At 65.4% G+C, this 22529-nt stretch carries 19 protein-coding genes; 12 read left to right on the top strand and 7 right to left on the bottom strand.

Translation table 11 applies throughout. From position 1 onward, the window contains the following. The first annotated feature begins 115 nt into the window (after window positions 1-115). Genes AC56LY_RS10970 through AC56LY_RS10955 form a run of 4 tightly spaced genes read left to right on the top strand, consistent with a single transcriptional unit; the run spans window position 116 to window position 4177 of the window. Complete coding sequence (locus AC56LY_RS10970; RefSeq protein WP_499579258.1) at window positions 116-913, top strand: HpcH/HpaI aldolase/citrate lyase family protein; 798 nt, start codon at window positions 116-118, stop codon at window positions 911-913. A gap of 26 nt (window positions 914-939) precedes the next feature. Continuing rightward, window positions 940-1782: an HTD2 family dehydratase gene (locus tag AC56LY_RS10965; protein ID WP_499579255.1), complete on the top strand. Its 843-nt coding sequence runs from the start codon at window positions 940-942 to the stop codon at window positions 1780-1782. 28 nt (window positions 1783-1810) lie between these two features. Further along, window positions 1811-2968: an acyl-CoA dehydrogenase family protein gene (locus tag AC56LY_RS10960; protein WP_499579252.1), complete on the top strand. Its 1158-nt coding sequence runs from the start codon at window positions 1811-1813 to the stop codon at window positions 2966-2968. A 30-nt stretch (window positions 2969-2998) separates the two neighbouring features. Further along, the gene (locus AC56LY_RS10955) at window positions 2999-4177 is read left to right on the top strand and encodes a CaiB/BaiF CoA transferase family protein (protein WP_499582022.1); all 1179 of its coding nucleotides are present in this window, start codon (window positions 2999-3001) and stop codon (window positions 4175-4177) included. Between the two features lie 64 nt (window positions 4178-4241). Here AC56LY_RS10955 and AC56LY_RS10950 read toward each other — a convergent pair whose 3' ends face one another. After that, window positions 4242-5225 carry a tripartite tricarboxylate transporter substrate-binding protein gene (locus AC56LY_RS10950; protein WP_499579250.1) on the bottom strand — a complete coding sequence of 328 codons (984 nt, stop codon included), beginning with the start codon at window positions 5223-5225 and terminating at the stop codon, window positions 4242-4244. Between the two features lie 253 nt (window positions 5226-5478). Here AC56LY_RS10950 and AC56LY_RS10945 point away from each other — a divergent pair, with 253 nt between their 5' ends. From AC56LY_RS10945 to AC56LY_RS10935, 3 genes are all read left to right on the top strand, one after another. Then, entirely contained in the window at window positions 5479-7584 is a 2106-nt protein-coding gene (locus tag AC56LY_RS10945) for a TonB-dependent siderophore receptor (protein WP_499579248.1), read from the top strand. Continuing rightward, the gene (locus tag AC56LY_RS10940) at window positions 7581-10151 is read left to right on the top strand and encodes a PepSY domain-containing protein (RefSeq protein ID WP_499579245.1); all 2571 of its coding nucleotides are present in this window, start codon (window positions 7581-7583) and stop codon (window positions 10149-10151) included. The genes AC56LY_RS10945 and AC56LY_RS10940 overlap by 4 nt, the downstream gene beginning before the upstream one ends. Before the next feature lie 72 nt (window positions 10152-10223). Further along, window positions 10224-10811, top strand: a complete 588-nt coding sequence (locus tag AC56LY_RS10935; protein ID WP_499579243.1) for a nitroreductase family protein — start codon at window positions 10224-10226, stop codon at window positions 10809-10811. A gap of 116 nt (window positions 10812-10927) precedes the next feature. Here AC56LY_RS10935 and AC56LY_RS10930 read toward each other — a convergent pair whose 3' ends face one another. Together AC56LY_RS10930 and sugE are read right to left on the bottom strand one after the other, a co-directional pair. Further along, window positions 10928-11137, bottom strand: a complete 210-nt coding sequence (locus AC56LY_RS10930) for a cold-shock protein (RefSeq protein WP_499579241.1) — start codon at window positions 11135-11137, stop codon at window positions 10928-10930. A 214-nt stretch (window positions 11138-11351) separates the two neighbouring features. After that, a complete protein-coding gene (sugE, locus tag AC56LY_RS10925) occupies window positions 11352-11672 on the bottom strand; it encodes a quaternary ammonium compound efflux SMR transporter SugE (RefSeq protein WP_499579239.1) in 321 nt (106 codons plus the stop codon). A gap of 78 nt (window positions 11673-11750) precedes the next feature. Between sugE and AC56LY_RS10920 the strand changes: the two genes are divergently transcribed. Together AC56LY_RS10920 and AC56LY_RS10915 are read left to right on the top strand one after the other, a co-directional pair. Beyond that, window positions 11751-12641, top strand: coding sequence for a LysR family transcriptional regulator (locus tag AC56LY_RS10920; RefSeq protein WP_499579237.1), 891 nt, complete (start codon window positions 11751-11753; stop codon window positions 12639-12641). A gap of 141 nt (window positions 12642-12782) precedes the next feature. Next, window positions 12783-14984 carry an NADP-dependent malic enzyme gene (locus tag AC56LY_RS10915; protein WP_499579236.1) on the top strand — a complete coding sequence of 734 codons (2202 nt, stop codon included), beginning with the start codon at window positions 12783-12785 and terminating at the stop codon, window positions 14982-14984. Between the two features lie 84 nt (window positions 14985-15068). Here AC56LY_RS10915 and AC56LY_RS10910 read toward each other — a convergent pair whose 3' ends face one another. After that, the gene (locus tag AC56LY_RS10910) at window positions 15069-15962 is read right to left on the bottom strand and encodes a LysR family transcriptional regulator (protein ID WP_499579234.1); all 894 of its coding nucleotides are present in this window, start codon (window positions 15960-15962) and stop codon (window positions 15069-15071) included. 96 nt (window positions 15963-16058) lie between these two features. Between AC56LY_RS10910 and AC56LY_RS10905 the strand changes: the two genes are divergently transcribed. Beyond that, window positions 16059-17225, top strand: coding sequence for a mandelate racemase/muconate lactonizing enzyme family protein (locus AC56LY_RS10905; RefSeq protein WP_499579232.1), 1167 nt, complete (start codon window positions 16059-16061; stop codon window positions 17223-17225). Here the strand turns inward: AC56LY_RS10905 and AC56LY_RS10900 are convergent, their stop codons facing one another. Further along, window positions 17226-17708, bottom strand: a complete 483-nt coding sequence (locus tag AC56LY_RS10900) for an RDD family protein (RefSeq protein ID WP_499579230.1) — start codon at window positions 17706-17708, stop codon at window positions 17226-17228. Between the two features lie 63 nt (window positions 17709-17771). After that, window positions 17772-18854 carry a tartrate dehydrogenase gene (locus tag AC56LY_RS10895; RefSeq protein ID WP_499579228.1) on the bottom strand — a complete coding sequence of 361 codons (1083 nt, stop codon included), beginning with the start codon at window positions 18852-18854 and terminating at the stop codon, window positions 17772-17774. A gap of 94 nt (window positions 18855-18948) precedes the next feature. Here AC56LY_RS10895 and AC56LY_RS10890 point away from each other — a divergent pair, with 94 nt between their 5' ends. Next, entirely contained in the window at window positions 18949-19866 is a 918-nt protein-coding gene (locus AC56LY_RS10890) for a LysR substrate-binding domain-containing protein (RefSeq protein WP_499579227.1), read from the top strand. 351 nt (window positions 19867-20217) lie between these two features. Next, window positions 20218-20871 carry a YitT family protein gene (locus AC56LY_RS10885; RefSeq protein ID WP_499579225.1) on the top strand — a complete coding sequence of 218 codons (654 nt, stop codon included), beginning with the start codon at window positions 20218-20220 and terminating at the stop codon, window positions 20869-20871. Between the two features lie 431 nt (window positions 20872-21302). Here AC56LY_RS10885 and tssA read toward each other — a convergent pair whose 3' ends face one another. Further along, window positions 21303-22427, bottom strand: coding sequence for a type VI secretion system protein TssA (gene tssA / locus AC56LY_RS10880; RefSeq protein ID WP_499579223.1), 1125 nt, complete (start codon window positions 22425-22427; stop codon window positions 21303-21305). Window positions 22428-22529 lie beyond the last annotated feature (102 nt).

Here is a 22529-nt window from a genome sequence, read left to right as displayed (position 1 = left end):
CGTGATCCCTACCAGCCATGCGCTCACGTGATCGTCGAATCACGTTTTTCTATTTCTGAGTCGCCTGCATTCAAATTTATGATGGGCCTCAATCCCACCACGCGACTGGTTCGTCATGGCAGCCATCCCCCGTTCCTATCTGTTCGTCCCCGGTAACCGCCCCGAGCGTTTTGTCCGCGCGTTGGATAGCGGAGCCGACGCCGTTATCGTGGACCTCGAAGATGCTGTCCCGCCCGCAGATAAGGACGCGGCGCGCATGCAGGTGGCGGCGGCGCTCGACCCATCCATGCCCGTCGTCGTGCGCATCAACGCCGAAGACACGCCCTGGTTCGAGGATGACCTGGCGCTGTGCCGCCATGCTGGCGTGGCCGCCATCATGCTGCCGAAGGCTGAGTCGGTAGAAAACCTCCAGCGCGTCGCGCAGCTCGGGTTGCCCGTGCTGCCGCTGATCGAGACCGCCTGCGGCATGGCGGCGATCAATGCGCTGGCGCGTGTCAAGGGCGTCGCGCGCCTGGCGTTCGGCTCGATCGATTTCCAGTTCGACCTGGGCATTGAGGGTGATGACGAGGAACTGCTGCACTTTCGCTCGATGCTGGTGCTGGCCTCGCGTGTGGCGGGTCTTGCGCCCCCGATCGATGGTGTGACCGTGGCCCTGGACGATGAGGCCCAACTGCACGCGGACACCCTGCGCGCCCGTCGCTTCGGCTTCGGCGCCAAGCTGTGCATTCATCCGCGCCAGGTAGCGCCCATCAATGCAGGGTTTCGGCCCACGCACGCCGAGGTGGCATGGGCCACACGCGTGCTGGCCGCAGCGCGCGAGGCCAACGGCGCCGCCGTCGCCGTGGACGGCAAGATGGTCGACCGGCCCGTGATCCTCCGGGCCGAGCGCATCGTCGACGATGCTGCCCATTAGAACAAGACAATGACAGGAGACACCCCATGGAACATCTGACCGACTGGCAGGGCCGCACCGAAGAACGGCTGGACACCATCACTGTGGCGCCGATCGCGGCGATGGCCGCGCTGCTCGACCGCGACGACCCGGCGCCACATCCCGGCAGCGCCGTGCCGCCGCTGTGGCACTGGCTGTACTTTTTGCCCGTGCACCGGCAATCGCAAATCGGTCCGGACGGACACGCGCTGCGCGGGGGCTTTCTGCCGCCAGTGGACCTGCCGCGCCGCATGTGGGCCGGCGGGCGCCTGCGCTTCATCGCGCCGCTGCAGGTCGGTGATCAGGCGCGGCGTGTGTCAACCATCGCCGACATCACGAGCAAGGAAGGCCGCAGTGGCAAGCTGGTGTTCGTGCTGGTGCGCCACGTGATCGAAGGCGCGGCCGGTGTGGCGATCGAGGAAGAACACGACATCGTCTACCGCGCCAATCCGCAGCCGGGCGATCCGGCGCCATCGCCGGTGGCGGCGGACCTTGACCACGACTGGATCCGCGACATCACGCCCGACCCGGTGCTGCTGTTTCGCTATTCGGCGCTGACCTTCAACGGCCACCGCATCCATTACGACCAGCCCTACGTGACGCAGGTCGAAGGCTACCCCGGCCTGATCGTGCATGGCCCGCTGATCGCGAGCCTGCTGCTCGACCTCGTGCGGCGCGAACGGCCGGCCGCTGTCGTCACCGCGTTTTCATTCCGCGCCGTGCAGCCGCTGTTCGACATCCACCGCTTCAGCGTCTGCGGCCGCGTCGAGCCGGACGGCCACACGATCACGCTGTGGGCCAAGACCCACGACGGCCAGCTGGCCATGCGCGCCGAGGCGCTGCTGGTCTAAGCCACCCAGTAAATATTAGGAGACCGCCATGCACACCGACCACGATTTTGAAGACATCCGCGACGCGCTGCGCGCCCTGTGCGCCGAATTCCCGGCCGAGTACTTCCGCAAGGTCGACGACGAGCGGGGCTACCCCGAAGCCTTCGTCAACGCGCTGACGCAAGCGGGCTGGCTCGCTGCGCTGATCCCGCAGGAATACGGCGGCTCGGGCCTGGGCCTGACGGAAGCCTCGGTCATCATGGAAGAGATCAACCGCTCGGGCGGCAACGCCGGCGCCTGCCACGGCCAGATGTACAATATGGGCACGCTGCTGCGCCACGGCTCCGAAGCGCAGAAGCGCCACTACCTGCCGCGCATCGCCAGCGGCGAGCTGCGCCTGCAGTCGATGGCCGTGACCGAACCGACCACCGGCACCGACACCACCAAGATCAAGACGACGGCCGTGCGCAAGGGCGACCGCTACGTGATCAACGGGCAGAAGGTATGGATCTCGCGCGTGCAGCACTCCGACCTGATGATCCTGCTGGCGCGCACCACGCCCCTTGCCGAGGTCACGAAGAAATCCGAGGGCATGTCGATTTTCCTGGTCGACATCAAGGACGCGATTGCGCAGGGCATGGTCGTGCAGCCGATCCAGAACATGGTCAACCACGAGACCAATGAGCTGTTCTTCGAGAACCTCGAAATCCCGGCCGAGAATCTGATCGGCGAAGAAGGCAAGGGCTTCAAGTACATCCTCGATGGCCTGAACGCCGAGCGCACGCTGATCGCCGCCGAATGCATCGGCGATGGCTACTGGTTCATCGACAAGATCAGCAAGTACGTCAATGAGCGCGTCGTGTTCGGGCGGCCCATCGGCCAGAACCAGGGCGTGCAGTTTCCGATTGCGCGCGCTTACATCAACGTCGAAGCGGCGAACCTGATGCGCTTTAAAGCCTGCGCGCTGTTCGATGCGCACAAGCCGTGCGGCGCCGAAGCCAATATGGCCAAGATGCTGGCCGCTGAAGCGTCGTGGGAAGCGGCCAACGCCTGCCTGCAGTTCCACGGCGGCTTCGGCTTCGCGTCCGAGTACGACGTCGAGCGCAAGTTCCGCGAGACGCGCCTGTACCAGGTGGCGCCGATCTCGACGAACCTGATTTTGTCGTACGTCGCCGAGCACGTGCTCGGCCTGCCACGCTCGTTCTGAGGAGGCAGGCACATGACACCCATGAAACCCCTGCGACCTCTCGACGGCATCACCGTCGTCACGCTCGAACACGCGATCGCGGCGCCGTTCTGCACGCGCCAGCTGGCCGACCTGGGCGCGCGCGTCATCAAGGTCGAGCGGCCTGGCAGCGGCGACTTCGCGCGTGGTTACGATGAACGCGTCAATGGCCTGGCCTCACACTTCGTCTGGACCAACCGCTCGAAAGAGAGTCTCACGCTCGACGTCAAGCACGAGCAGGCCGACGCCGTGCTGGCGGGCCTGCTGGAGCGCGCCGATGTGCTGGTGCAGAATCTCGCGCCCGGCGCGGCCGAGCGCCTTGGCTTGTCGTACGAGGCGCTCAAGGAGCGCCATCCGCGCCTGATCGTCTGCGACATTTCGGGCTATGGCAGCGACGGCCCGTACCGCGACCGCAAGGCCTACGACCTGCTGATCCAGAGCGAATCGGGCTTCCTGTCGATCACCGGCACGCCGGACGACCCGTCCAAGGCCGGCTGCTCGATTGCCGATATCGCGGCCGGCATGTACGCGTACACGAACATCCTGGCCGCGCTGCTGCAGCGGGGCCGCACGGGTGAGGGCTGCCGCATCGATGTGTCGATGTTGGAGAGCATGGCCGAGTGGATGAGTTATCCGCTGTACTACGCGTATGACGGCGCGGCGCCGCCAGCGCGCACGGGCGCCTCGCACGCGACCATCTTCCCGTACGGGCCGTTCCTGGCCGGCGATGGCAAATCGGTCATGCTGGGCATTCAGAACGAGCGTGAGTGGGCGGCCTTTTGCGCGATCGTGCTGCAGGCGCCCGACCTGGCGACCGATCCGCGCTTCAATGCCAACGCACGCCGGGTCGCAGCGCGCGACGAACTGGCCGCGCTGATCGTGGCGGCGTTTTCGACGTTGACGGCGCAGCAGGTGCGCGAGCGGCTGGAGCTGGCGCATATCGCCAATGCCCAGGTCAACGACATGCACGAAGTCTGGGACCATCCGCAACTGAAGGCGCGCGGCCGCTGGACTGAGGTGGACACCGCCAACGGCCGCGTGCCCGCGATGCTGCCGCCCGGGTTGCCGCACAACGTCACGCCGCGCATGGACGCCGTGCCGGCGCTGGGCCAGCATACGGATGCAATCCTGGCGGAGCTGGGCTACGACGCAGCGGCCATTGTGGCCATGCACGTACAAGGCGCCGTTTAGCAACCGTCGATGAAAAAAGCCCGCGCCGCCTTGATGGCAGCGCGGGCTTTTTGTGTGGCGCGTATCAGTCGGCGAACGCGCCGTTCTTCTTGTAGATCGGGCCCCACTTGTCGATCTCGGCCTTCAGGTGCGTCCGCAAGCCTTCCGGCGTGGCCTTCGCATCCGACACCGGCTCGGCGCCCAGTTCGGCAAAGCGCGCCTTCACGTTCGGATCGTTAAGCGCCTCGCGCAGCGCGGTGCCGATGCGCGCCACCACCGCTGGCGGCGTGCCTTTCGGCGCGTACATGCCGTGCCACACATACATCTCGAAACCGGCCATGCCCTGTTCGGCCAGCGTCGGCAGGGCCGGCAGCGACGGGATGCGCGTCTTCGTCGTCGCACCGTACACCTTGACGCGGTTGGCGCGGATGTAGGACGTCGTCTGCGTCGTCTGGTCGCACAGCAGGTCGATCTGGCCGCCCAGCATATCGCTCAGTGCCGGCGCCGTGCCCTTGTAGGGAACGGTCGTCAGTGGCACGCCGATCGCGCTCAGGAACAGCATGCCGCACTGGTGCGACACGGCGCCCAGGCCAGCATGGCCCATTGTCATTGCGTCCTTTTTCGACTTGATCATCGCGATCAGCTCGGGCAGCGTATTGGCTGCCAGGTCCTTGCGCGCCATGAGCACCATCGGCACGTCGGCCACCTGGCCGATGTACTCGAAGTCGGTCATGGGGTTGAAGGCGAGCTTGCGGTACAGCGTGGTGCTGGTGGCCATGCCGTTATGGTGCAGCAGCAGCGTGTAGCCATCCGGCGTGGCGCGCGCGATGCGGCCGGCGGCCAGCGTGCCGCCCGCGCCGAGGGCGTTTTCCACGATGATCGATTGCTTGAGCGACTTCGCCATCGTTTGCCCGAGAATCCGGGCCACCACGTCGGTGGGGCCGCCGGCCGAGAACGGGACGACGAGGGTGATGGTCTTTTCCGGATAGTCAGCGGCCAGGGCGGCGCTGGAAGCGAGCAGGGCGATGGCGGCGGTCAGTGCCCGGCGTGTGATTGCGTGTGTCGGCATGCGTGTCTCCTGTTATAGGCTTTTGTGCTCGAAGCTGCCCCGCGCGTGGCGTTTGATGCAGTCAAGTCATCATAGAATTGAATGACATTCACATGTAAATAGCGTTTTCTGATGCCTCCATCAAAAAAGGCGATAGGTACGACCACTACACGGTGTGCATCTGCAGCAAGTCCAGGTGTACCTGCAGCCGTCATTGAAAATGATTCTCATTCACGATAGAATCACGGTTTGCTCCTGATCACTGCTTCTTCTCATGTCCCTGTCCGTTTCCCTGCGTCCGTCGCGTCTCGTTCTTGCGCTGTCCCTGGTGTTTCCCCACGCGTTTCCGGCATCAGCAATGGCGCAGGAAGCCAATGGTGGCGCGATGCCGGCAGTGCGCGTGACGGCTGTGAAGGCGCAGGGCTTCATGCCCAATACGGTGGAAGCCGGGAGCTTTCGCGGCAGCGATGTGATGGACGTGCCGTCGACTGTCAACGTCATCACGCGTGACGTACTTGAGCTGCAGGGTGTCGCCGGCCTGTATGACGCAGTGCGCAATACGGCCGGCGTAACGCGTCAGCAGAACGGTGGCGACACGTGGGACCAGCTGGTCATCCGTGGCATCGCCGTTGAGAACCGCACCAATTACCGCCTCAATGGTTCGCTGCCGATCATGAACTTCGGCCAGGTATCGATGGAGAACAAGGAGCGCGTCGAGGTGCTCAAGGGCGCGACCGCACTGTATTACGGCTTCACGTCGCCGGCCGGCGTCGTGAACTTCGTCACCAAGCGCGCCGGCAGCACGCCGCTGACGACCGTCGGCGCCCAGGTCGACAGCCACGGCACGGTCGTCGCCACGCTCGACGCTGCGCGGCGCTTCGGCGTTGATGATGCAGTCGGCGTGCGCATCAATGCGGCCGGTGGCACGCTCGGTTCGCACCTCGATGGCGTCGGCAATGGCAACCGCGGCTTCGCCTCCGGCGCATTCGACTGGCGCGTCAACGCGCGCGTGCGCCTGCGCGCCGACCTTGAATACGACAAGCGCCGCGTGACCGAGCAGGCCGGGATCAACCTGCCACCGGCAGTGGGCGGCGTGATCACGCTACCGCGCGCGGTCGATCCGCGCCGTCTTGTCGGCCCTGATTGGGCCAGGTTTGAAACGCATTCACGCAACGCGCAGCTTCGCGCAGACATCGCACTGAACGACGCCTGGGCCTTGACGCTCGAAGCGGGGCACGCTGAAACGAAGCGCGACCGCTCGCTGCCGATCTTCCGCTTCAATAATGCGGCGAGCGTCGCGACCGGGGCCGGGCGCATCACCGGCAATCTGCAGCATGCCGACGTCGATTCGCGCATGCTGCGTGCCGAACTGGCCGGCCAGTTGCGCACGGGTTCCCTGACGCACGAGGTGACGATCGGCGCGAGCGATACCGACAAGGGCCAGGCCCCGATCTACCAGGCGAACTACACGATTCCCGCGCAGAACCTGTATGCGCCGCTGCCGATGACGAATTTCTCGATCGGTGCGCGGCCGACGACGCCCACGACCGCGGCCCTCGATTCGCGCGACCAGGGCCTGTACGTGGTCGATCGCGTCAGCCTGGGCGCCTGGCAATTCATTGGCGGCGTGCGCCGCAGCACGCAGGGCGTGAACGACTACGACGCGAGCGAAACGACGCCGATGGCAGCCGTCGTCTACCGCCTGCGTGACGATCTCTCCGTGTATGCGTCAGCCGCCGAAGGCCTGGAAGAGGGCGAGGCTGCGCCGGCCGGCAGTGCGAACGAAGGCACGCGCCTGGCGCCCGGCGTGAGCAAGCAGCGCGAAGTCGGCGCGCGCTGGCGCACGGCCGGCGGCCTGCTGACGCAGGCGGCACTCTTCGAGATCGAGCGGCCCGGTTACTACACCAACGCCGGCAATGTCTTCACCGCCGACGGTGAGCAACGCTATCGCGGGCTGGAGCTGTCGTCGCAGGGCCGCATCCTGCGCAGTGTGGCCTGGCAGGCGTCGGCCCAGTGGCTCGATCCGGCATTTCGCAACATCAACGCGACGTATGACGGCAAGCTGCCCGAGAACGCAGCGCGGCGTACCGCCAGCACGTTCGTGGCGTGGGACCTGGATGCAATGCCCGGCCTGGCGCTGACAGCCGGCGCGTACTACACGGGCCGGCGGCCCGTGAATGACCTGAACCAGGCCTGGCTGGGTGGCACCACCCTGTTCAGCGTGGGCGCACGCTACATCGGCCAGTTCGCGGGCAAGCGCACGACGTGGCAGCTCAACGTCGACAATGCCGCCGACAAGGGGTACTGGGCCGGCGCCGGCACGCGCCTGAGCGCCGGCTTGCCGCGCCTGATCAAGCTGTCGGTGAAGGTCGCGCTGTGAGTCGCTGGCGCCTGCCGTCGCTGCGCGCGGTCTGGTTCCAGCTGCACTGGTTCGTCGGCATCACGGCCGGCACGCTGCTGGCCGTCATCGGCCTGACCGGCGCCATCATAGCGTTCGAGGACGAACTGCTGGACGTGCTCAATCCTGGCGTCATGACGGTCGACGTCGAAGCGCGTCCGCCCCTAGAGCCAGAACAACTGCTGCAGGCGGCGCAGCGCGAACGCCCAGGTGAGCGCGTGGTGAGCATCGTGCTCGAATCCGATCCGGGCAGCACGGCGCTGGTGCGCTTTGCCGCGCCGCCGGGCGAGCGGCGCGGTCCGGACGTGCGGGTTCACCCGTACAGCGGCGCCGTGTTGCCGGCGCTGCGCTTCGAGGCCGCGTTCAACTGGGTCGAGGAGCTGCATCGCTGGCTGCTGCTGCCGCGCGCGCCGGGCCGCCTCGTGCTGGGTATCCTGGCGCTGTGCCTCGTGGGGCTCGCGCTCAGCGGCCTGTATCTGCGCTGGCCGCGCAAACCCGCCAACTGGCGCGCGTGGCTGACCTTCAATACCAGCCTGCGGGGCCGCTCGTTCCTGTGGGCGCTGCACGCGATTGCCGGCACCTGGGCGCTGGTGGCTTACCTGATCGTCGGTGGCACTGGCATCTACTGGAGCTTCGACGTCGTGCGCGACACGGTGCAGGGCTGGGCCGGTAACGAGCGCCGCGCCGCAACCGGGACGATGGCGAAGCCACGCGAACGCAAGCGCGCAGCAACCCCGGATGGCCCGGCCGCACTCGATCCGGCCTGGAACACCTTCCTCGCGCATGCCCCGAACTGGGCCAGCGCGACCATTCGCCTGCCCGAACGCGGCAGCGGCGCCTATCAGCTGACGTGGATTGCGCAGGACGGCCCGCACGAGCGCGCCCGCAACCGCATGTCGCTGCGCGCCAGCGACGGCGCATTGCTCAAGAACGAACCCTACGGCGCGCAAACCCTTGGCCAGCGCGCCCTGACCACGATCCGGCCGCTCCACACGGGCAGCTACTTCGGCCTGCCGGGGCGGGTCATCATGATGCTCGCCAGCCTGGCCTTGCCCGGCTTTGCCATTACCGGCTGGCTGCTGTACCTGGGCCGGCGGCGCCAACAGCGCGCACTGGCGCGCGAACGGGCGCTGGCCATGACGGACAAATCCACCACGCACGGCATCGGTGCGCCGATCCTGCTGGCCTTTGCAAGCCAGGGCGGCCAGGCCGAGCGGATTGCGCTGCACAGTGCCGTCGCGCTGCGCGCCGGTGGCCGCGCGGTCGATCTGCGCGCGGTGTCGGCGCTCAGCCCGGGCGAACTGGCCGGCTACGACCACGCGCTGTTCGTGGCGGCGACCTTCGGCGACGGCGAAGCGCCGGATGCAGCGCGCCGCTTCACGCGCGAGCTGCATGCAGTGCCACTGGCGCTGGCCGGCTGCAAGTACGCGGTGCTGGCGCTGGGCGACCGCAATTACGCCCGCTACTGCGGCTACGGCATCGCGCTTGACGAGCGCCTCGGTGCGCTGGGCGCCACGGCGCTGTTCCCAAGGATCGACGTCGACCAGGGCGACGCCGCGGCGCTGGGCCGCTGGATGCATGCGCTGGGCACACTGGGTGCGGCCTCCGGCACGCCCCCCGCCGCTGCCAATGACGCTGCACCGATGACCGACTGGCGCCTCGTCGCACGTACGCTGTTGAATCCCGGCAGTCTGGGCGCGCCATTGTATGAACTGGTGCTGCAGGCGACGGCAGATCAGCAGTGGCAGGCCGGCGACCTGCTTGACGTCGCGGCGCGCCACACGGTGGCGACCGTCGACGCCTGGCTGGCGGTCAGCGGGCTGGATGGCGCGGCGCGGGTTACCTGGCATGGCGAACCCCAGCCGCTGCGCGACGCGCTGGCCTGGAGCGAACTGCCCGGCGCCGGGCATCCGTTCGCATCGACCCAGGAATGCGCCGATGCACTCAAACCGCTGGCGCCGCGCCGTTATTCGATTGCCGGCATTCCGCAGGACGGCGCGCTGACGCTGCTCGTGCGCCAGCTGCGCCACGAGCAGGGCATGGGTCTGGCATCGGGCTGGCTGACTGCGCATCTCGACGTCGGCGCGATGGTCCGTGCACGGCTGGCGACGAACCCGGGGTTCCACGGTCCGCAGGATGCGCGGCCCTGCATCTATATCGGTAATGGCTCGGGCATGGCCGGCCTGCGTGCGCATTTGCGCAGCCGCGTGCTGGCCGGGCAGTACCGAAACTGGCTGCTGTTCGGCGAGCGCCAGCGCGCCTTCGACAGCCTGTGCGCGGGCGAGATCGCCGCGTGGCGCGATGCCGGTGCGCTGCCGGAATGCGATCTGGTGTTTTCGCGCGACGACGCGCCCGAGTATGTGCAGGACCGCCTGCGTGCCCGCGCTGACACATTGCACGAATGGGTCGAACGCGACGCGGTCATCCATGTCTGCGGCAGCCTGCAGGGCATGGCCGGGGAAGTCGATGCGGCGCTGGCGGCGATTCTCGGCGAGGCCGAACGCGATCGGCTGCTGGACGCGGGGCGCTACCGGCGCGACGTGTACTGAGCATATATTTGCCATACACCGCCAGTTCGCGCCATCCCGGCGGATCGGCGGCGCTCTCGCTATACTGGCGCCATGCATACCGAGTATCCGGCTGGCGCCGACGACTTCCTGACCATCCTGGCCACGCGGCGCAACTACACGCTGCGCCGCCTCATCGCGCCCGGCCCGGACGACGCGGCCCTGCTGCGCATCGTCGAAGCCGGCGCCCAGGCACCCGATCATGGGCTGCTGCGGCCGTGGCGCTTCATCGTGATCCCGCAACCCAAGCGGCATTTGCTGGGCGACGTGTTCGCCGCCGCTGTGCAGGCGCGCGATCCGGCCTGCGGCGACGAGGCGCTCGCCACGGCGCACGACAAGGCGCTGCGCGCGCCATGCCTGCTGGTGGCGGTGCTGCGCGATGAACCGGGCACCATCATCCCGGCGCACGAAAAACTCGTATCGCTCGGCTGCGCGATCCAGAACATGCTGGTGGCAGGTCAGTTGCTGGGCTATGCGAGTGGCCTGGCCAGTGGCGCCGCGATGGATTTTGCGGGCATGCGCACTTTACTGCAGCTCGAGGCGCATGAGCGTGCTATTTGTTTCATTGGCCTTGGTACGGCGTCGACCGTGAAGGCGCCGCGTGCACGGGCGGATGTGAGCCAATTCTTGAGCAGTTTGTAAATTTGCGTTGAACGCCCAGACAGCAAAAAGCCCGCCAACAGGCGGGCTTTCAATGTGCGCTGCGGCTGCGCCCACGCTATCTGCGTGGTGCGCGCTGCGGCGTCACGAGGGCAGCATCAGATCGCGCGGATGTTGCCGGCTTTTTCGCCTTTAGGGCCGGTCGAGCGCTCGAACGACACGCGCTGATTCTCGGCCAGGCTCTTGAAGCCTTCCGATTGAATATCCTGGAAGTGCGCGAACAGATCTTCGCCGCCGCCATCAGGCGTGATGAAGCCGAAGCCTTTTGCGTCGTTGAACCATTTTACGGTGCCGGTTTGGGTAGTCATGTTGAATTCCTTTGCAGTGACATGGGCAAAATCGCCCAATACGCACGTTCAACCAAGAGAAGATAAAAGCGGGGGAATCAAACTGGACTGCCGGAAGAGGCGAGGCGGGAGAGAAAAGCCAACAATAACAACGACTTGATGTGGTGCATCGTTGAAGATACACGGCTTTTCAAGAATGTCCTAGTCATTTCTTGATTGATTCCCCGAATCGATCTCAGTGCGCAGAAACGAGCTTGAGCCCGACGGTGCCCGCCGCGATCATGCCGATGCATGTCAGCCGCGCCGGTGACGCCGATTCACCGAGCACGATGATGCCCACCAGTGCCGTACCGACGGCGCCGATTCCCGTCCAGATCGCGTAGGCAGTGCCGATCGGCAGCGTCTTGAGCACGTGGGCCAGCAGGCCGAAGCTGACGACCATGGCGGCGACCGTGCCCACCGTGGGCCACAGGCGCGTGAAGCCTTCCGTGTATTTCAGGCCAACGGCCCAGACAATTTCAAACAGTCCTGCAAGGACCAGCAGTATCCAGACCATATCGCCTCCGATTGTGTGAGGCCCGATACTATGTCGAATCTGGTGATGAAAAAAGTCAGTACCTGTCAATGGAATTGAATGATGGCGTTTGACCTCGACAATGTAAAAGCCTTGCTGGCAGCGATCGACCACGGCTCGTTTTCCGCGGCCGCGCGCGCGCTTGACCGCGTGCCGTCCGCCATCAGCATGGCGATCGCAAATCTCGAAGCGCAGCTCGATGTGCAGCTGTTCGACCGTACGGGCCGCAATCCGGTACCGACAGCGCAGGCGCTGGCGCTGCTGCCGCAGGCGCGCCTGCTGGCCGAGGGATTGCAGCGCCTGAACGTGCATGCGCTGTCACTGAGCCGGGGCCTGGAAGCGTCGCTGACGCTGGCGCTCGTGCCCGAGCTGCTCGATACCGTGCCGTGGAGCGCCGCGCTGCACGCGCTGGCCGTCGAGCATCCGCTGCTGCAGGTCGAGGTGCTGACCGCGCCACAGGCCGATGCACTGGCCATGGTGCGCAGCGGGCGCGCCGATCTCGCCCTGGTCTTCGAACGGTACGGCGCGGCGCCGTATCAGGCGTTCCAGGAAGTGGCCGAGGAGCGGCTGGTGGCGGTGGCCGCGCGCTCGCATCCGATGTTTAAGGGGACCAGGCAGGTGCGCGACACCGATCTCATGCTGCAGCGGCAGGTCGTCGTGGCGGGCCGTGATACCGACGGTGTCGACCAGCGCATCGCGATGTCGTCGCTCCAGTGGAAGACCGACAGCCCGATCGCCGCGCTGGCGCTGGTCAAGGCGGGGCTGGGCTGGGCGTGGCTGCCAGCGAGCCTGGTGCGCGCGGCAGTGCTGGACGACGATCTGGTCGAGATCCCGACCGCCAATCTGACCAACGTGCTGCGCTTCTTCGTCGACATCGTGTGGACCGAAGAACGGCCGCTGGGTATGGCGGCAACGCGCTTCATCGAACTGCTGAACGCGCAGAAAATGTGAACGATCGTGCGGGAACCGGTCGCGCACGCGATGGTGTCGGTTCGGCTAGAATGTTTGCCCAACAATGGGAGGATCGTTGCGCGCACGCCTTGTGGCGGCCCCGCCTCCCACGCCGCATCACCCAATAAGCATAGGAAGAACATGAGCACCGACAGTACGCTGAACGAAGCACAGAACACCCAGTTGCGGATCGACGCGCTGGAATACCACCGCAGCCCGACCCGCGGCAAGATCGAAGTGATCGCCACCAAACCGCTGTCGAACCAGCGCGATCTGTCGCTCGCGTATTCGCCGGGCGTGGCCTACGCCTGCGAAGAAATCGCCGCCGATCCGGCCACCGCGTTCGATTACACCTCGCGTGGCAACCTGGTGGCTGTGATCACCAACGGTACCGCGGTGCTAGGCCTGGGCAATATCGGTCCGCTGGCCGCCAAGCCGGTCATGGAAGGCAAGGGCTGCCTGTTCAAGAAATTTGCCGGTGTCGACGTGTTCGACCTGGAACTGGACGAACTCGATCCGGACAAGCTGATCGATGCGATCGCGATGCTCGAGCCGACCGTCGGCGGCATCAACCTCGAAGACATCAAGGCGCCGGAATGCTTCTACATCGAGAAGAAGCTGCGCGAGCGCATGAACATCCCGGTCTTCCACGACGACCAGCACGGTACCGCGATCATCTCGACCGCTGCGCTGCTCAATGCGATGAAAGTCGTCGGCAAGGACATTGGTCAGATCAAGCTGGTCGCCTCCGGCGCCGGTGCGGCGGCGATTGCCTGCCTGGACATGATGGTGCTGCTGGGTGTGAAGCAGGAGAACATCTACGTTGTCGACTCGCGCGGCGTGATCTGGCAGGGCCGCGACGCCAATATGGAAGAAAACAAGGCGCGCTATGCGCAGGCGACCGATGCGCGCGTGCTGGCCGATGTGGTCAAGGACGCCGACGTGTTCCTGGGCTGCTCGACCGCCGGCGTGCTGACGGGCGAGATGGTCAAGACGATGGCGGACAAGCCGGTCATCCTGGCGCTGGCCAATCCCGAACCGGAGATCCGTCCTGAAGTGGCCAAGGCCGCGCGCCCGGACGTCATCATCGCCACCGGCCGTTCGGACTACCCGAACCAGGTCAACAACGTGCTGTGCTTCCCGTACATCTTCCGCGGCGCGCTCGATTGCGGCGCCACGCGCATCACGGACGAAATGAAGCTCGCCTGCGTGACGGCGATTGCCGAACTGGCCGAAGCCGAGGCGAGCGACGTCGTGGCGCTGGCCTATGAAGGCCAGGACCTGACTTTTGGGCCCGAGTACATCATTCCGAAGCCGTTCGATCCGCGCCTGCTCGGCGCGATCGCACCGCGCGTGGCCGAAGCCGCCGCCGCATCGGGCGTGGCGACGCGCCCGATCACCGACATGGACGCCTACCGCGACAAGCTGGGCCAGATGATCTATCACACCGGGTTCTTCATGAAGCCGGTGTTCGACAAGGCACGCGCCGATGTGCGCAAGGTAGCGTACGCCGAAGCGACCGAGCCGCGCGTGCTGCGCGCGGTGCAGGCCGTGGTCGACGAGGGCATCGCGCATCCGGTGCTGATCGGCGACACGTCGGTCCTGCAGCGCGCCATCAAGGACGCGGGCCTGCGCCTGCGTGAAGGCACCGATTACACCGTCATTGCGGCCGAAGCCGATACGACGCTGCAGGGCACGCGCCTGCTGGCGGCGGGCACGGTCGACGCGCTGATCTGCGGCATGACCGGCTGCTACGACGACCATCTGGAGCATGTGCGGAGCGAGATCGGCGTGGCGCCGGGCGCCGAAGTGCTGGCCGCGATGAATGCGCTGGTGCTCGACAAGTTCACGCTGTTTATCACCGACACGTATGTGAACGAGCAGCCGAGCGCCCAGGAACTGGCCGCCATCACGCGCCTGGCGGCCGAGACGCTGCAGCACTTCGGCCTCGAGCCGAAGGCCGCGCTGCTGTCGCACTCGTCGCAAGGTTCGTCAGAGCGCCCGTCCGCCAAGCGCATGCGCGAAGCACGCGCGCTGCTGGCCGAGCAGTCGCCTGAACTGGCCGTGGTCGGCGAGATCCATGGCGACGCTGCGCTGTCGGAAGAAATCCGTGACCTGTACAAGATCGACGCCGGCTACTCGGGCAGCGCGAACCTGCTGGTGATGCCGTCGCTGGACGCCGCCAACATCCTGTTCAACGTGCTCAAGGTCGCAGCAGGCAAGGGCGTGACCGTGGGCCCGATCCTGCTGGGCGCGGCCAAGCCGGTGCACATCCTGAGCCCGAGCGCCACCGTGCGCCGCATCGTCAACATGACGGCGCTGGCAGCGGCGGGCGTGAAGTAAGGGCGATCACCGGGACCCGCTCCCGGCGTTTGGTTAGCAAAACGGCCCCGATCGGGGCCGTTTTTGCGTTCGCTCAGCGCGACGTCAGGCGCCGAAGTGCGCCACCAGAAAATCGATGAAGGCGCGTGCCCGCGCCGATTGCCGGCGCTTGTTCGGATAGACGACGAACAGGTCGGCCTCGGGCTGCGCGTACCCGGGCAGCACGATGCGCAGCCGGCCGCTGTCGACGTACTTCGCCAGATCCCACTCCGAGCGCACCAGGATGCCGTGGCCATCGAGCGCCCAGCCCAGCACGATGTCGCCATCGTTGCTCGACAGCGCACCCTGGACCTTGACCGATACGGCGCGGCCTTCATGTTCCAGGCGCCAGACCCCGTGCGCCTCGTCGTTCTGCCGATGCACGATGCAGCGGTGGCTGGCCAGATCGGCCAGGCTGGCCGGCATGCCATGCCGTTCCAGATAGCGCGGCGATGCGCACAGCAGGCGCCGGTTCGACATGATGCGGCGCGCGACCAGGCGCTGGTCGGGCAGGTCGCCGAAGCGGATCGCCAGGTCGATACCGTCCGCGACGAGGTCCACCGGCCGGTCGGTGACGTCGAGCTGCACCTCCACCTGCGGGTAGCGCTGCGCGAACGTGGACACCAGCGGTGCGATCGCCGTGCGCCCGAAGCCGAGCGATGCATTCACCCGCAGCAGGCCACGCGGTACGCCGCGCGTGCTCGATACCGCTTCTTCCATCTCGTGCAGGTCGGCCAGGATGCGGGTCGCGTAGTGCAGATAGGTTTCGCCCTCGGGCGTGAGGCTGCTGGTACGCGTGGTGCGATTCACGAGCCGCACGCCGAGACGCTCTTCGAGCTGCGCCAGGCGCTTGGTGGCAGCCGGCGGGGTGATGTCGAGCGCGCGCGCAGCGGCGCTCAGACTGCCGTGGCGGGCCAGCAGCACAAAGAATTCGAGATGCGAGGCAAGGTCATTGTTCACTTTGGGTGAAGAATCCTGTGAAAGAGATTCAATCATAACCGCCTTCGCAGCGAATAATCTGGTGCCTCGTTCAACCAGCACATGAGAGACACCGCCATGAGAATCGTCGACATCCGCGAGCAGACCGTTCCAATCAGCTCCCCGATCCGTAACGCCTACATTGATTTCAGCAAGATGACGCTGAGCGTGGTCGCCGTGGTGACCGACGTGATCCGCGACGGCAAGCCGGTCATCGGCTACGGCTTCAACTCCAACGGCCGTTATGGCCAGGGCACGCTGATGCGCGAGCGCTTCATCCCGCGCATCCTCGAGGCAGATCCGGCCGCGCTGCAGGACGACACGGGCGCGAACCTCGACCCGCACAAGATCTGGCAGACGATGTTCACCAACGAAAAGCCGGGCGGGCATGGCGAGCGCTCGGTGGCCATCGGCACCATCGACATGGCCGTGTGGGATGCAACGGCCAAGATCGCGGGCGTGCCGCTGTTCCAGCTACTGGCGGACCGCTATGGCAATGGCCAGCCGGAGCGCCGCGTGTTCGTGTATGCGGCCGGTGGTTATTACTATCCAGGACAGGATCACGGCAAGCTGAAAGACGAGATGCGCAGCTATCTCGATCGCGGCTACACGGTGGTCAAGAAGAAGATCGGCGGCGACTCGCTGGACGAAGACCTGCGCCGCATCGACTCGATCCTGAGTGTGCTGGGTGACGGGCAGAAGCTGGCCGTCGATGCCAACGGCCGCTTCGACCTGGATACGGCGATCCGCTACGCCAAGGCGCTGTCGCAATACAATCTGTTCTGGTATGAAGAAGCGGGGGACCCGCTCGACTACGAGCTGCAGGCGACGCTGCGCAACTACTACGCCAATCCGATGGCCACGGGCGAGAACCTGTTTTCGATGCAGGATGCGCGCAACCTGATCCGCCACGGCGGCATGCGCGCCGACCGCGACTGGCTGCAATTCGATTGCGCGCTCAGTTACGGCCTGGTGGAGTATCTGCGCACGCTCGACATGCTGAAGGAGCACGGCTGGTCGGCCAGGCGCTGCATCCCGCACGGCGGGCACCAGATGTCATTGAATATCGCCGCCGGCCTGGGACTGGGCGGGAATGAATCGTATCCCGACCTGTTCCAGCCCTACGGCGGCTTCCCGGATGGCGTGAAGGTCGAGAGTGGGCACATCACGATGCCCGATCTGCCGGGGATCGGCTTCGAAGGCAAGGCCGCTCTGATTGCGCAGATGCGGCGCCTGACTGAATGATCAGGCGCGGTTCGACGCGTCGAATTTGACTGGCTGCGTCGCGTCGCCCTTGCGCCGCACGACGACGGTGCCGGCCATCTTGTCGTGCCAGCCCTGCTTGCGCGCGTCGAAGCCGACCCAGAGAATGCCCAGGAACAGCGGGATCATCGACACGTAGTAGCCAAGATAGCGGATGATGAACTGGCGCGTGCTTGGCTTGCCGCCCGTACGCGCATCGACAATGATGGCGCGGACGGCCATCTTGCCCGGCGTGGCCGAGAGCTTGATCCACAACGCGAGTACGAAAGCGGCCGGCAGGAGCCAGTTGATGACAAAGTCCGCCGGGCCCATGACCATCGCGGAGCTGTCCCAATATGCGGCGCCGTAGATGGCAGTGAGCAGCGGCAGCACGACGATCATCACCAAAATGCTGTCGATGAGCGCTGCGCCGGTGCGTGCCCAGAAGCCAACGTATTCCAGTTCGGTCGATTCGTGCGGCTGCATGGTGGCCCCGGTTGGTTGTGCTGTAAGGACCTTCACAATAGCACTGCCAACCGGCGGCGTGGCTTAAGTCTCGAGGTAGCGCGTGACAGCCTCGCCGACTTCGGTGGTGTTGGCTGTGCCACCCATGTCGGGAGTGCGCGGGCCTTCGACCAGGCAGCGCTCGATCGCGGCCAGCATGGCGTCATGCGCGGCCGTGTAGTTGGCGTCGCCCTGGCCCAGGAACTCGAGCATCATCGCGCCCGACCAGATCATCGCGATCGGGTTGGCGATGTTCTTGCCGTAGATGTCGGGAGCCGAGCCGTGTACGGGCTCGAACAGCGACGGGAAGGTGCGGTCCGGGTTAAGGTTGGCCGACGGTGCGATGCCGATCGTGCCGGTGCAGGCCGGGCCGAGGTCCGACAGGATGTCGCCGAACAGGTTCGACGCCACGACGACGTCGAAGCGTTCGGGCGAAATCACGAAGCGCGCGCACAGGATGTCGATGTGGTACTTGTCCCATTTGACGTCGGCGTACTGTTCGCCCATGGCGGCCACGCGCTCGTCCCAGTACGGCATCGAGATGGAGATGCCGTTCGATTTGGTGGCGGCGGTCAGATGTTTTTTAGGACGGCTCTGGGCCAGGTCGAACGCATACTTGAGGATGCGGTCGGTGCCGTGGCGCGTGAAGACCGATTCCTGCAGCACGAATTCGCGGTCGGTCCCTTCGAACATCTTGCCGCCGACCGACGAGTATTCGCCCTCGGTGTTTTCGCGCACGACGTAGAAGTCGATGTCGCCCGGCTTCTTGTTGGCGAGCGGGCAGGGCACGCCGGGCATCAGGCGCACCGGGCGCAGATTCACGTACTGGTCGAACTCGCGCCGGAACTTGAGCAGGGAGCCCCACAGCGAGATATGGTCGGGGACGATGTCGGGCATGCCGACGGCGCCGAAGAAAATGGCTTCGAAGCCCGAGAGCTGCGCGCGCCAGTCGTCCGGCATCATCTTGCCGTGCTTGACGTAGTAGTCGCAGTCGGCCCATTCAAACGTGGTGAATTCGAGGTGGATGCCGAAGCGTTTGGCGGTGGCGTCCAGGGCGCGCAGGCCTTCGGGCATGACTTCCTTGCCGATGCCGTCGCCGGCGATCACGGCGATCTTGTGGGTTTTCATGGGTGTCTCCTGTTAGCTGATCTGAATGCTCCAAGAATAATGCAAAACGGTATGTTTATAATGCTGGTTCTTGTGGTGTTAAGGAACACGGAGCGTGAATAATCTGTTGGAGAATGCTGATTTGCGGGTGTTCGTGACCGTGGCGCGTCAGGGATCGTTTGCGGGCGCGGCGCAGGCGCTCGGCATGTCGGCCGCGTATGTCAGCAAACGGATCGGGGTGCTCGAGGCCGCGCTGGGCGTGCGGCTGTTCCAGCGCACGACGCGCCGCATCGTCATCACGGAGGATGGCGCGCAGGCGTTCGCGCGTGCGCAGGCCATTCTCGAGAGTCTGGACGATCTGATCGAGGAAGCGTCCGAGCGGCGCCGGGCGCCCAGCGGCCTGCTGCGCGTGTGCAGCAGCTTCGGCTTCGGTCGCCAGGTCGTCGCACCGGCGATTGCCCGGCTTGCGCGCGCGTATCCGGCGCTGCAGATCCGGTTCGAGGTGTTCGACCGGCTGGTCGATCCGGTGGCTGAAGGGTTCGATCTGGACGTGCGGATTGGCGACGAGATCGCGCCACAGCTGATCGCGCGGCGCCTGATGGTCAATCACCGCATCCTGTGCGCGGCGCCCGGATATCTGGCGCAGCACGGGACGCCGCGCACGCTGCAGGATCTGGCGGCGCACCAGTGCCTGGTGATCAAGGAGCGCGATCATCCGTTTGGCGTGTGGCGGCTGCGCGCGAAAGGCGGTGAGGAGACGGTGAAGGTGTCGGGCGCGCTGTCGACCAACCATGGCGAGATCGCGCTGCGCTGGGCGCTGGACGGCGCCGGGATCGTGCTGCGCTCGCGCTGGCACGCGCAGCCGCTGCTGGCGTCCGGGCAGCTGGTGCAGATCCTGCCGGAGTACGCGCAAGAAGCCAATGTGTGGGCCGTGTATCCGCAGCGGCTGGGGAATTCGGCGAAGGTACGGGTGTGCGTTGAATTCCTCGAGCGCGAACTGGCGGTGGGTGGGGCACCGGATGCTGGCACATAGCGCACCGCAGCGGCGCAATGGGCGCTGTTCGTGCACCGGCAAGGTGCAGCGCACCATCCATTCGCTCATTCGCGACATGGCCAGTTCGTGCGGCTCGACACTGCGCCGCAACATGGGCGATAATGGCGGGCTGTAGCGCGCCGTAACTTGCGTGTTTGCGTCTTTTGACCAGACCTGCGCCGCCTGCAGCTTCTCTTACCCATCCGATCATCCGAGGACCATGAACTCTAGCCCGACGCTTGCCGATTCCGTGTGCGCAGCCCAGCGCCGCCACTTTCCCGCTCGCGTGGTGATATCGCTCGCGCCGATGTGCGCATCGCGGTCTGGTTCTGCATGCGCGATGGTGCGCGCGTGAGTCAGTCCGTCATGTATCCAGGCTCTCCCAGCAAGCCATCGCGTCCGATCATCGAGGTCAAGCCGCATTCGACGCTCGATGACGTCTACGGCATCATCGTCGGCGTGCTGTTCGTCGTGATCGGCATCGTGCTGCTGCATGCGGCGGGCCTGCTCACCGGTGGTGTCGCCGGCATCGCCTTGTTGACGTCGTACTCGACCGGCGTGCCGGTCGGTACGCTGTTCATGATGATCAACGTGCCGTTCTTCCTGTTTGGTTACTTCTTCATGGGCGCGCGCTTCACGATCAAGTCGCTGGCCGGCAGCGCGATGATCATGGGCCTGCTCAAGATCATGCCGTTCGTGCTGGTCATCGACCGCGTGCATCCGGCCGTGGCAGCCTTGGGCGGCGGCACCTTCTGTGGCATGGGCATCCTGGCACTCGCGCGCCACGGCGCCGGTGTCGGCGGCACCGGCATCGTCACGCTGTGGCTGCAAAAGCAATACAACATCAACGCCGGCCGCACCCAGATCATGATCGACAGCGTCATCCTGGCGATGGCCTTGCTGCTGGTCGCCCCCCACCTGGTCGCGTGGTCCGCCCTGAGCGCCGTCGCCATGAGCGGCATGGTCATGGCCTGGCACCGCGCCGGCCGGTACTTCGGCAGCTAACCCCCACAATTAGGGTCAGAGTAGAATTGTTGGGTAATAGCCTTTAGCAAACGGCCATATTCGGGCTCTTGCAGATGAGCTCGTCAAACATTGCATAATAATTAGGGTCAGAGTCGAATTGTTTTTCAATTGATTTATAAAAATTGACAAACAATTCGACTCTGACCCTTATTGTTTTTTGCGATTGTTAGCGCTATCTGGTATCCGGCAAATCCGCTTGTGCAATTAATGGTACAAGAGCATCGGCAGACTCCAAAAAATCATTCTGAACAATTAGGGTCAGAGTCGAATTAATGGGCAATTACCCAAAGTTGTCAAACAAATCGACTCCGACCCTAAGCTCGGCAGTTAATCTTGCAAATCAATTGGGGTCAGAGTCGAATTAATAAACAATTGATTTATTGAAGTTGGCAAACAATTCGACTCTGACCCTAATTTTGATTGGGGTTACTGGGGTGGGGTGGGTTTTGCGGGGTGGGGAGCATGTCGGTGCCGACCATGTCGAAGATGCTCAGTTGGCCGCCCAGGCGGATGAAGAGTTCCTGGTAGAGGGCGCCGGTGTTCATATTGCCCCATTCGACGGCGCGCTTGATCAGGTAGGGCGTGGGGCTGTGCGGCTCGAGGTGGGCGAGGTAGGTGGCGGCGGCGGCCAGGCAGGCGTAGGCGTCGGCGCGGTCGCGGAATTGGTGGGGCTCGGTTGTATTTGTCGCGCGCGCGGTGGCTGGTGTTTCAGTCTGTTCTGACGGTGCTTCGGTTGGCACGTCCGCTAGCGCTGGTGCTGGGACTCGTGCGGTGCGTTCGTTGTGGAGCGCCGTGAGGATCGCCTGTACCTGGTTTGCCATGGCCGTCAGACACGGTGCGGTGGCGCTTTGGGGAGTGTTGAAGGTGCCTTGGAGCTGGGCGATGGTGGCGTGCGCGTCTTCCAGTGCGGTGATGCGCTCGGTCAGGATTGCTGGTGGCATGGCTGCCAGTATGCTGCGGGTCGTGGCGTCGCCATCACGCTCGTGCGCGGTTTGTTCGCAGTCGGCCCACGTCGTGGCGCGGCCGTCTTCCGTTGTGAACAGTGGTGACTGGCGCAGGGTCGGGGCCAGCTTCTGGTCCAGCCAGCGCAGGATGTTAGCGCGGGCTTCGGTGTCGTCGTGTTCCAGTTGCGGATGCAGGGCGGTTGTGTAACGCTCGCACAGCGTGTGCGCCAGCAGCAGGCAGGGAGCCAGCGCGCCCAGGCCATGTTCGTGGACCTGGGACTCGCACAGCCACGCGGCCAGTTGCAGGTCCTTGCCCTGGGTGCGCAAGGCGCCGGCGGCCAGGTTGCTGACGTGCGGCCAGTCCGAGCGCTTTGGTTGCCGCTGCCAGACCCCGCGCGGCTGGATATCTTCATCGCCCTGGCGCGCTTCGATGATGGCGCGGTAGACGCTCGTTGCGCGGGCCGGCAGGCCTGTCGGATTGGCGGGATCCACCGGCGCTGCCAGCGCCTCCAGGGTGATGCCGAGGTGGCGCAGGAAGTGGTCGTCGGCGCGCCTTGTCAGGTCGCCGTTGGGTGGAACTGGTTCAGGCATGGGGCTCTCCCGTGAATGCGGCCCGACAGAGTGGGGCGCCAATAAAGGCCACACTGTAGCGCAAATGCGGCCAGCCGGTCAGGCGCCAGGAGCCAAAGCCGA

Source organism: Telluria sp. ZT3P25, assembly GCF_059685895.1.
Note: the sequence above shows the minus strand (reverse complement) of the source record. Positions and strands in the feature narration are given on the sequence as shown.

Excerpts from the sequence above, each read along its gene's own strand:
- AC56LY_RS10970 (WP_499579258.1), top strand. The coding sequence starts at position 116 with ATGGCAGCCATCCCCCGTTCCTATCTGTTCGTCCCCGGTAACCGCCCC.
- AC56LY_RS10965 (WP_499579255.1), top strand. The coding sequence starts at position 940 with ATGGAACATCTGACCGACTGGCAGGGCCGCACCGAAGAACGGCTGGAC.
- AC56LY_RS10960 (WP_499579252.1), top strand. The coding sequence starts at position 1,811 with ATGCACACCGACCACGATTTTGAAGACATCCGCGACGCGCTGCGCGCC.
- AC56LY_RS10950 (WP_499579250.1), bottom strand. The coding sequence starts at position 5,225 with ATGCCGACACACGCAATCACACGCCGGGCACTGACCGCCGCCATCGCC.
- AC56LY_RS10945 (WP_499579248.1), top strand. The coding sequence starts at position 5,479 with ATGTCCCTGTCCGTTTCCCTGCGTCCGTCGCGTCTCGTTCTTGCGCTG.
- AC56LY_RS10935 (WP_499579243.1), top strand. The coding sequence starts at position 10,224 with ATGCATACCGAGTATCCGGCTGGCGCCGACGACTTCCTGACCATCCTG.
- AC56LY_RS10930 (WP_499579241.1), bottom strand. The coding sequence starts at position 11,137 with ATGACTACCCAAACCGGCACCGTAAAATGGTTCAACGACGCAAAAGGC.
- sugE (WP_499579239.1), bottom strand. The coding sequence starts at position 11,672 with ATGGTCTGGATACTGCTGGTCCTTGCAGGACTGTTTGAAATTGTCTGG.
- AC56LY_RS10920 (WP_499579237.1), top strand. The coding sequence starts at position 11,751 with ATGATGGCGTTTGACCTCGACAATGTAAAAGCCTTGCTGGCAGCGATC.
- AC56LY_RS10915 (WP_499579236.1), top strand. The coding sequence starts at position 12,783 with ATGAGCACCGACAGTACGCTGAACGAAGCACAGAACACCCAGTTGCGG.
- AC56LY_RS10905 (WP_499579232.1), top strand. The coding sequence starts at position 16,059 with ATGAGAATCGTCGACATCCGCGAGCAGACCGTTCCAATCAGCTCCCCG.
- AC56LY_RS10900 (WP_499579230.1), bottom strand. The coding sequence starts at position 17,708 with ATGCAGCCGCACGAATCGACCGAACTGGAATACGTTGGCTTCTGGGCA.
- AC56LY_RS10895 (WP_499579228.1), bottom strand. The coding sequence starts at position 18,854 with ATGAAAACCCACAAGATCGCCGTGATCGCCGGCGACGGCATCGGCAAG.
- tssA (WP_499579223.1), bottom strand. The coding sequence starts at position 22,427 with ATGCCTGAACCAGTTCCACCCAACGGCGACCTGACAAGGCGCGCCGAC.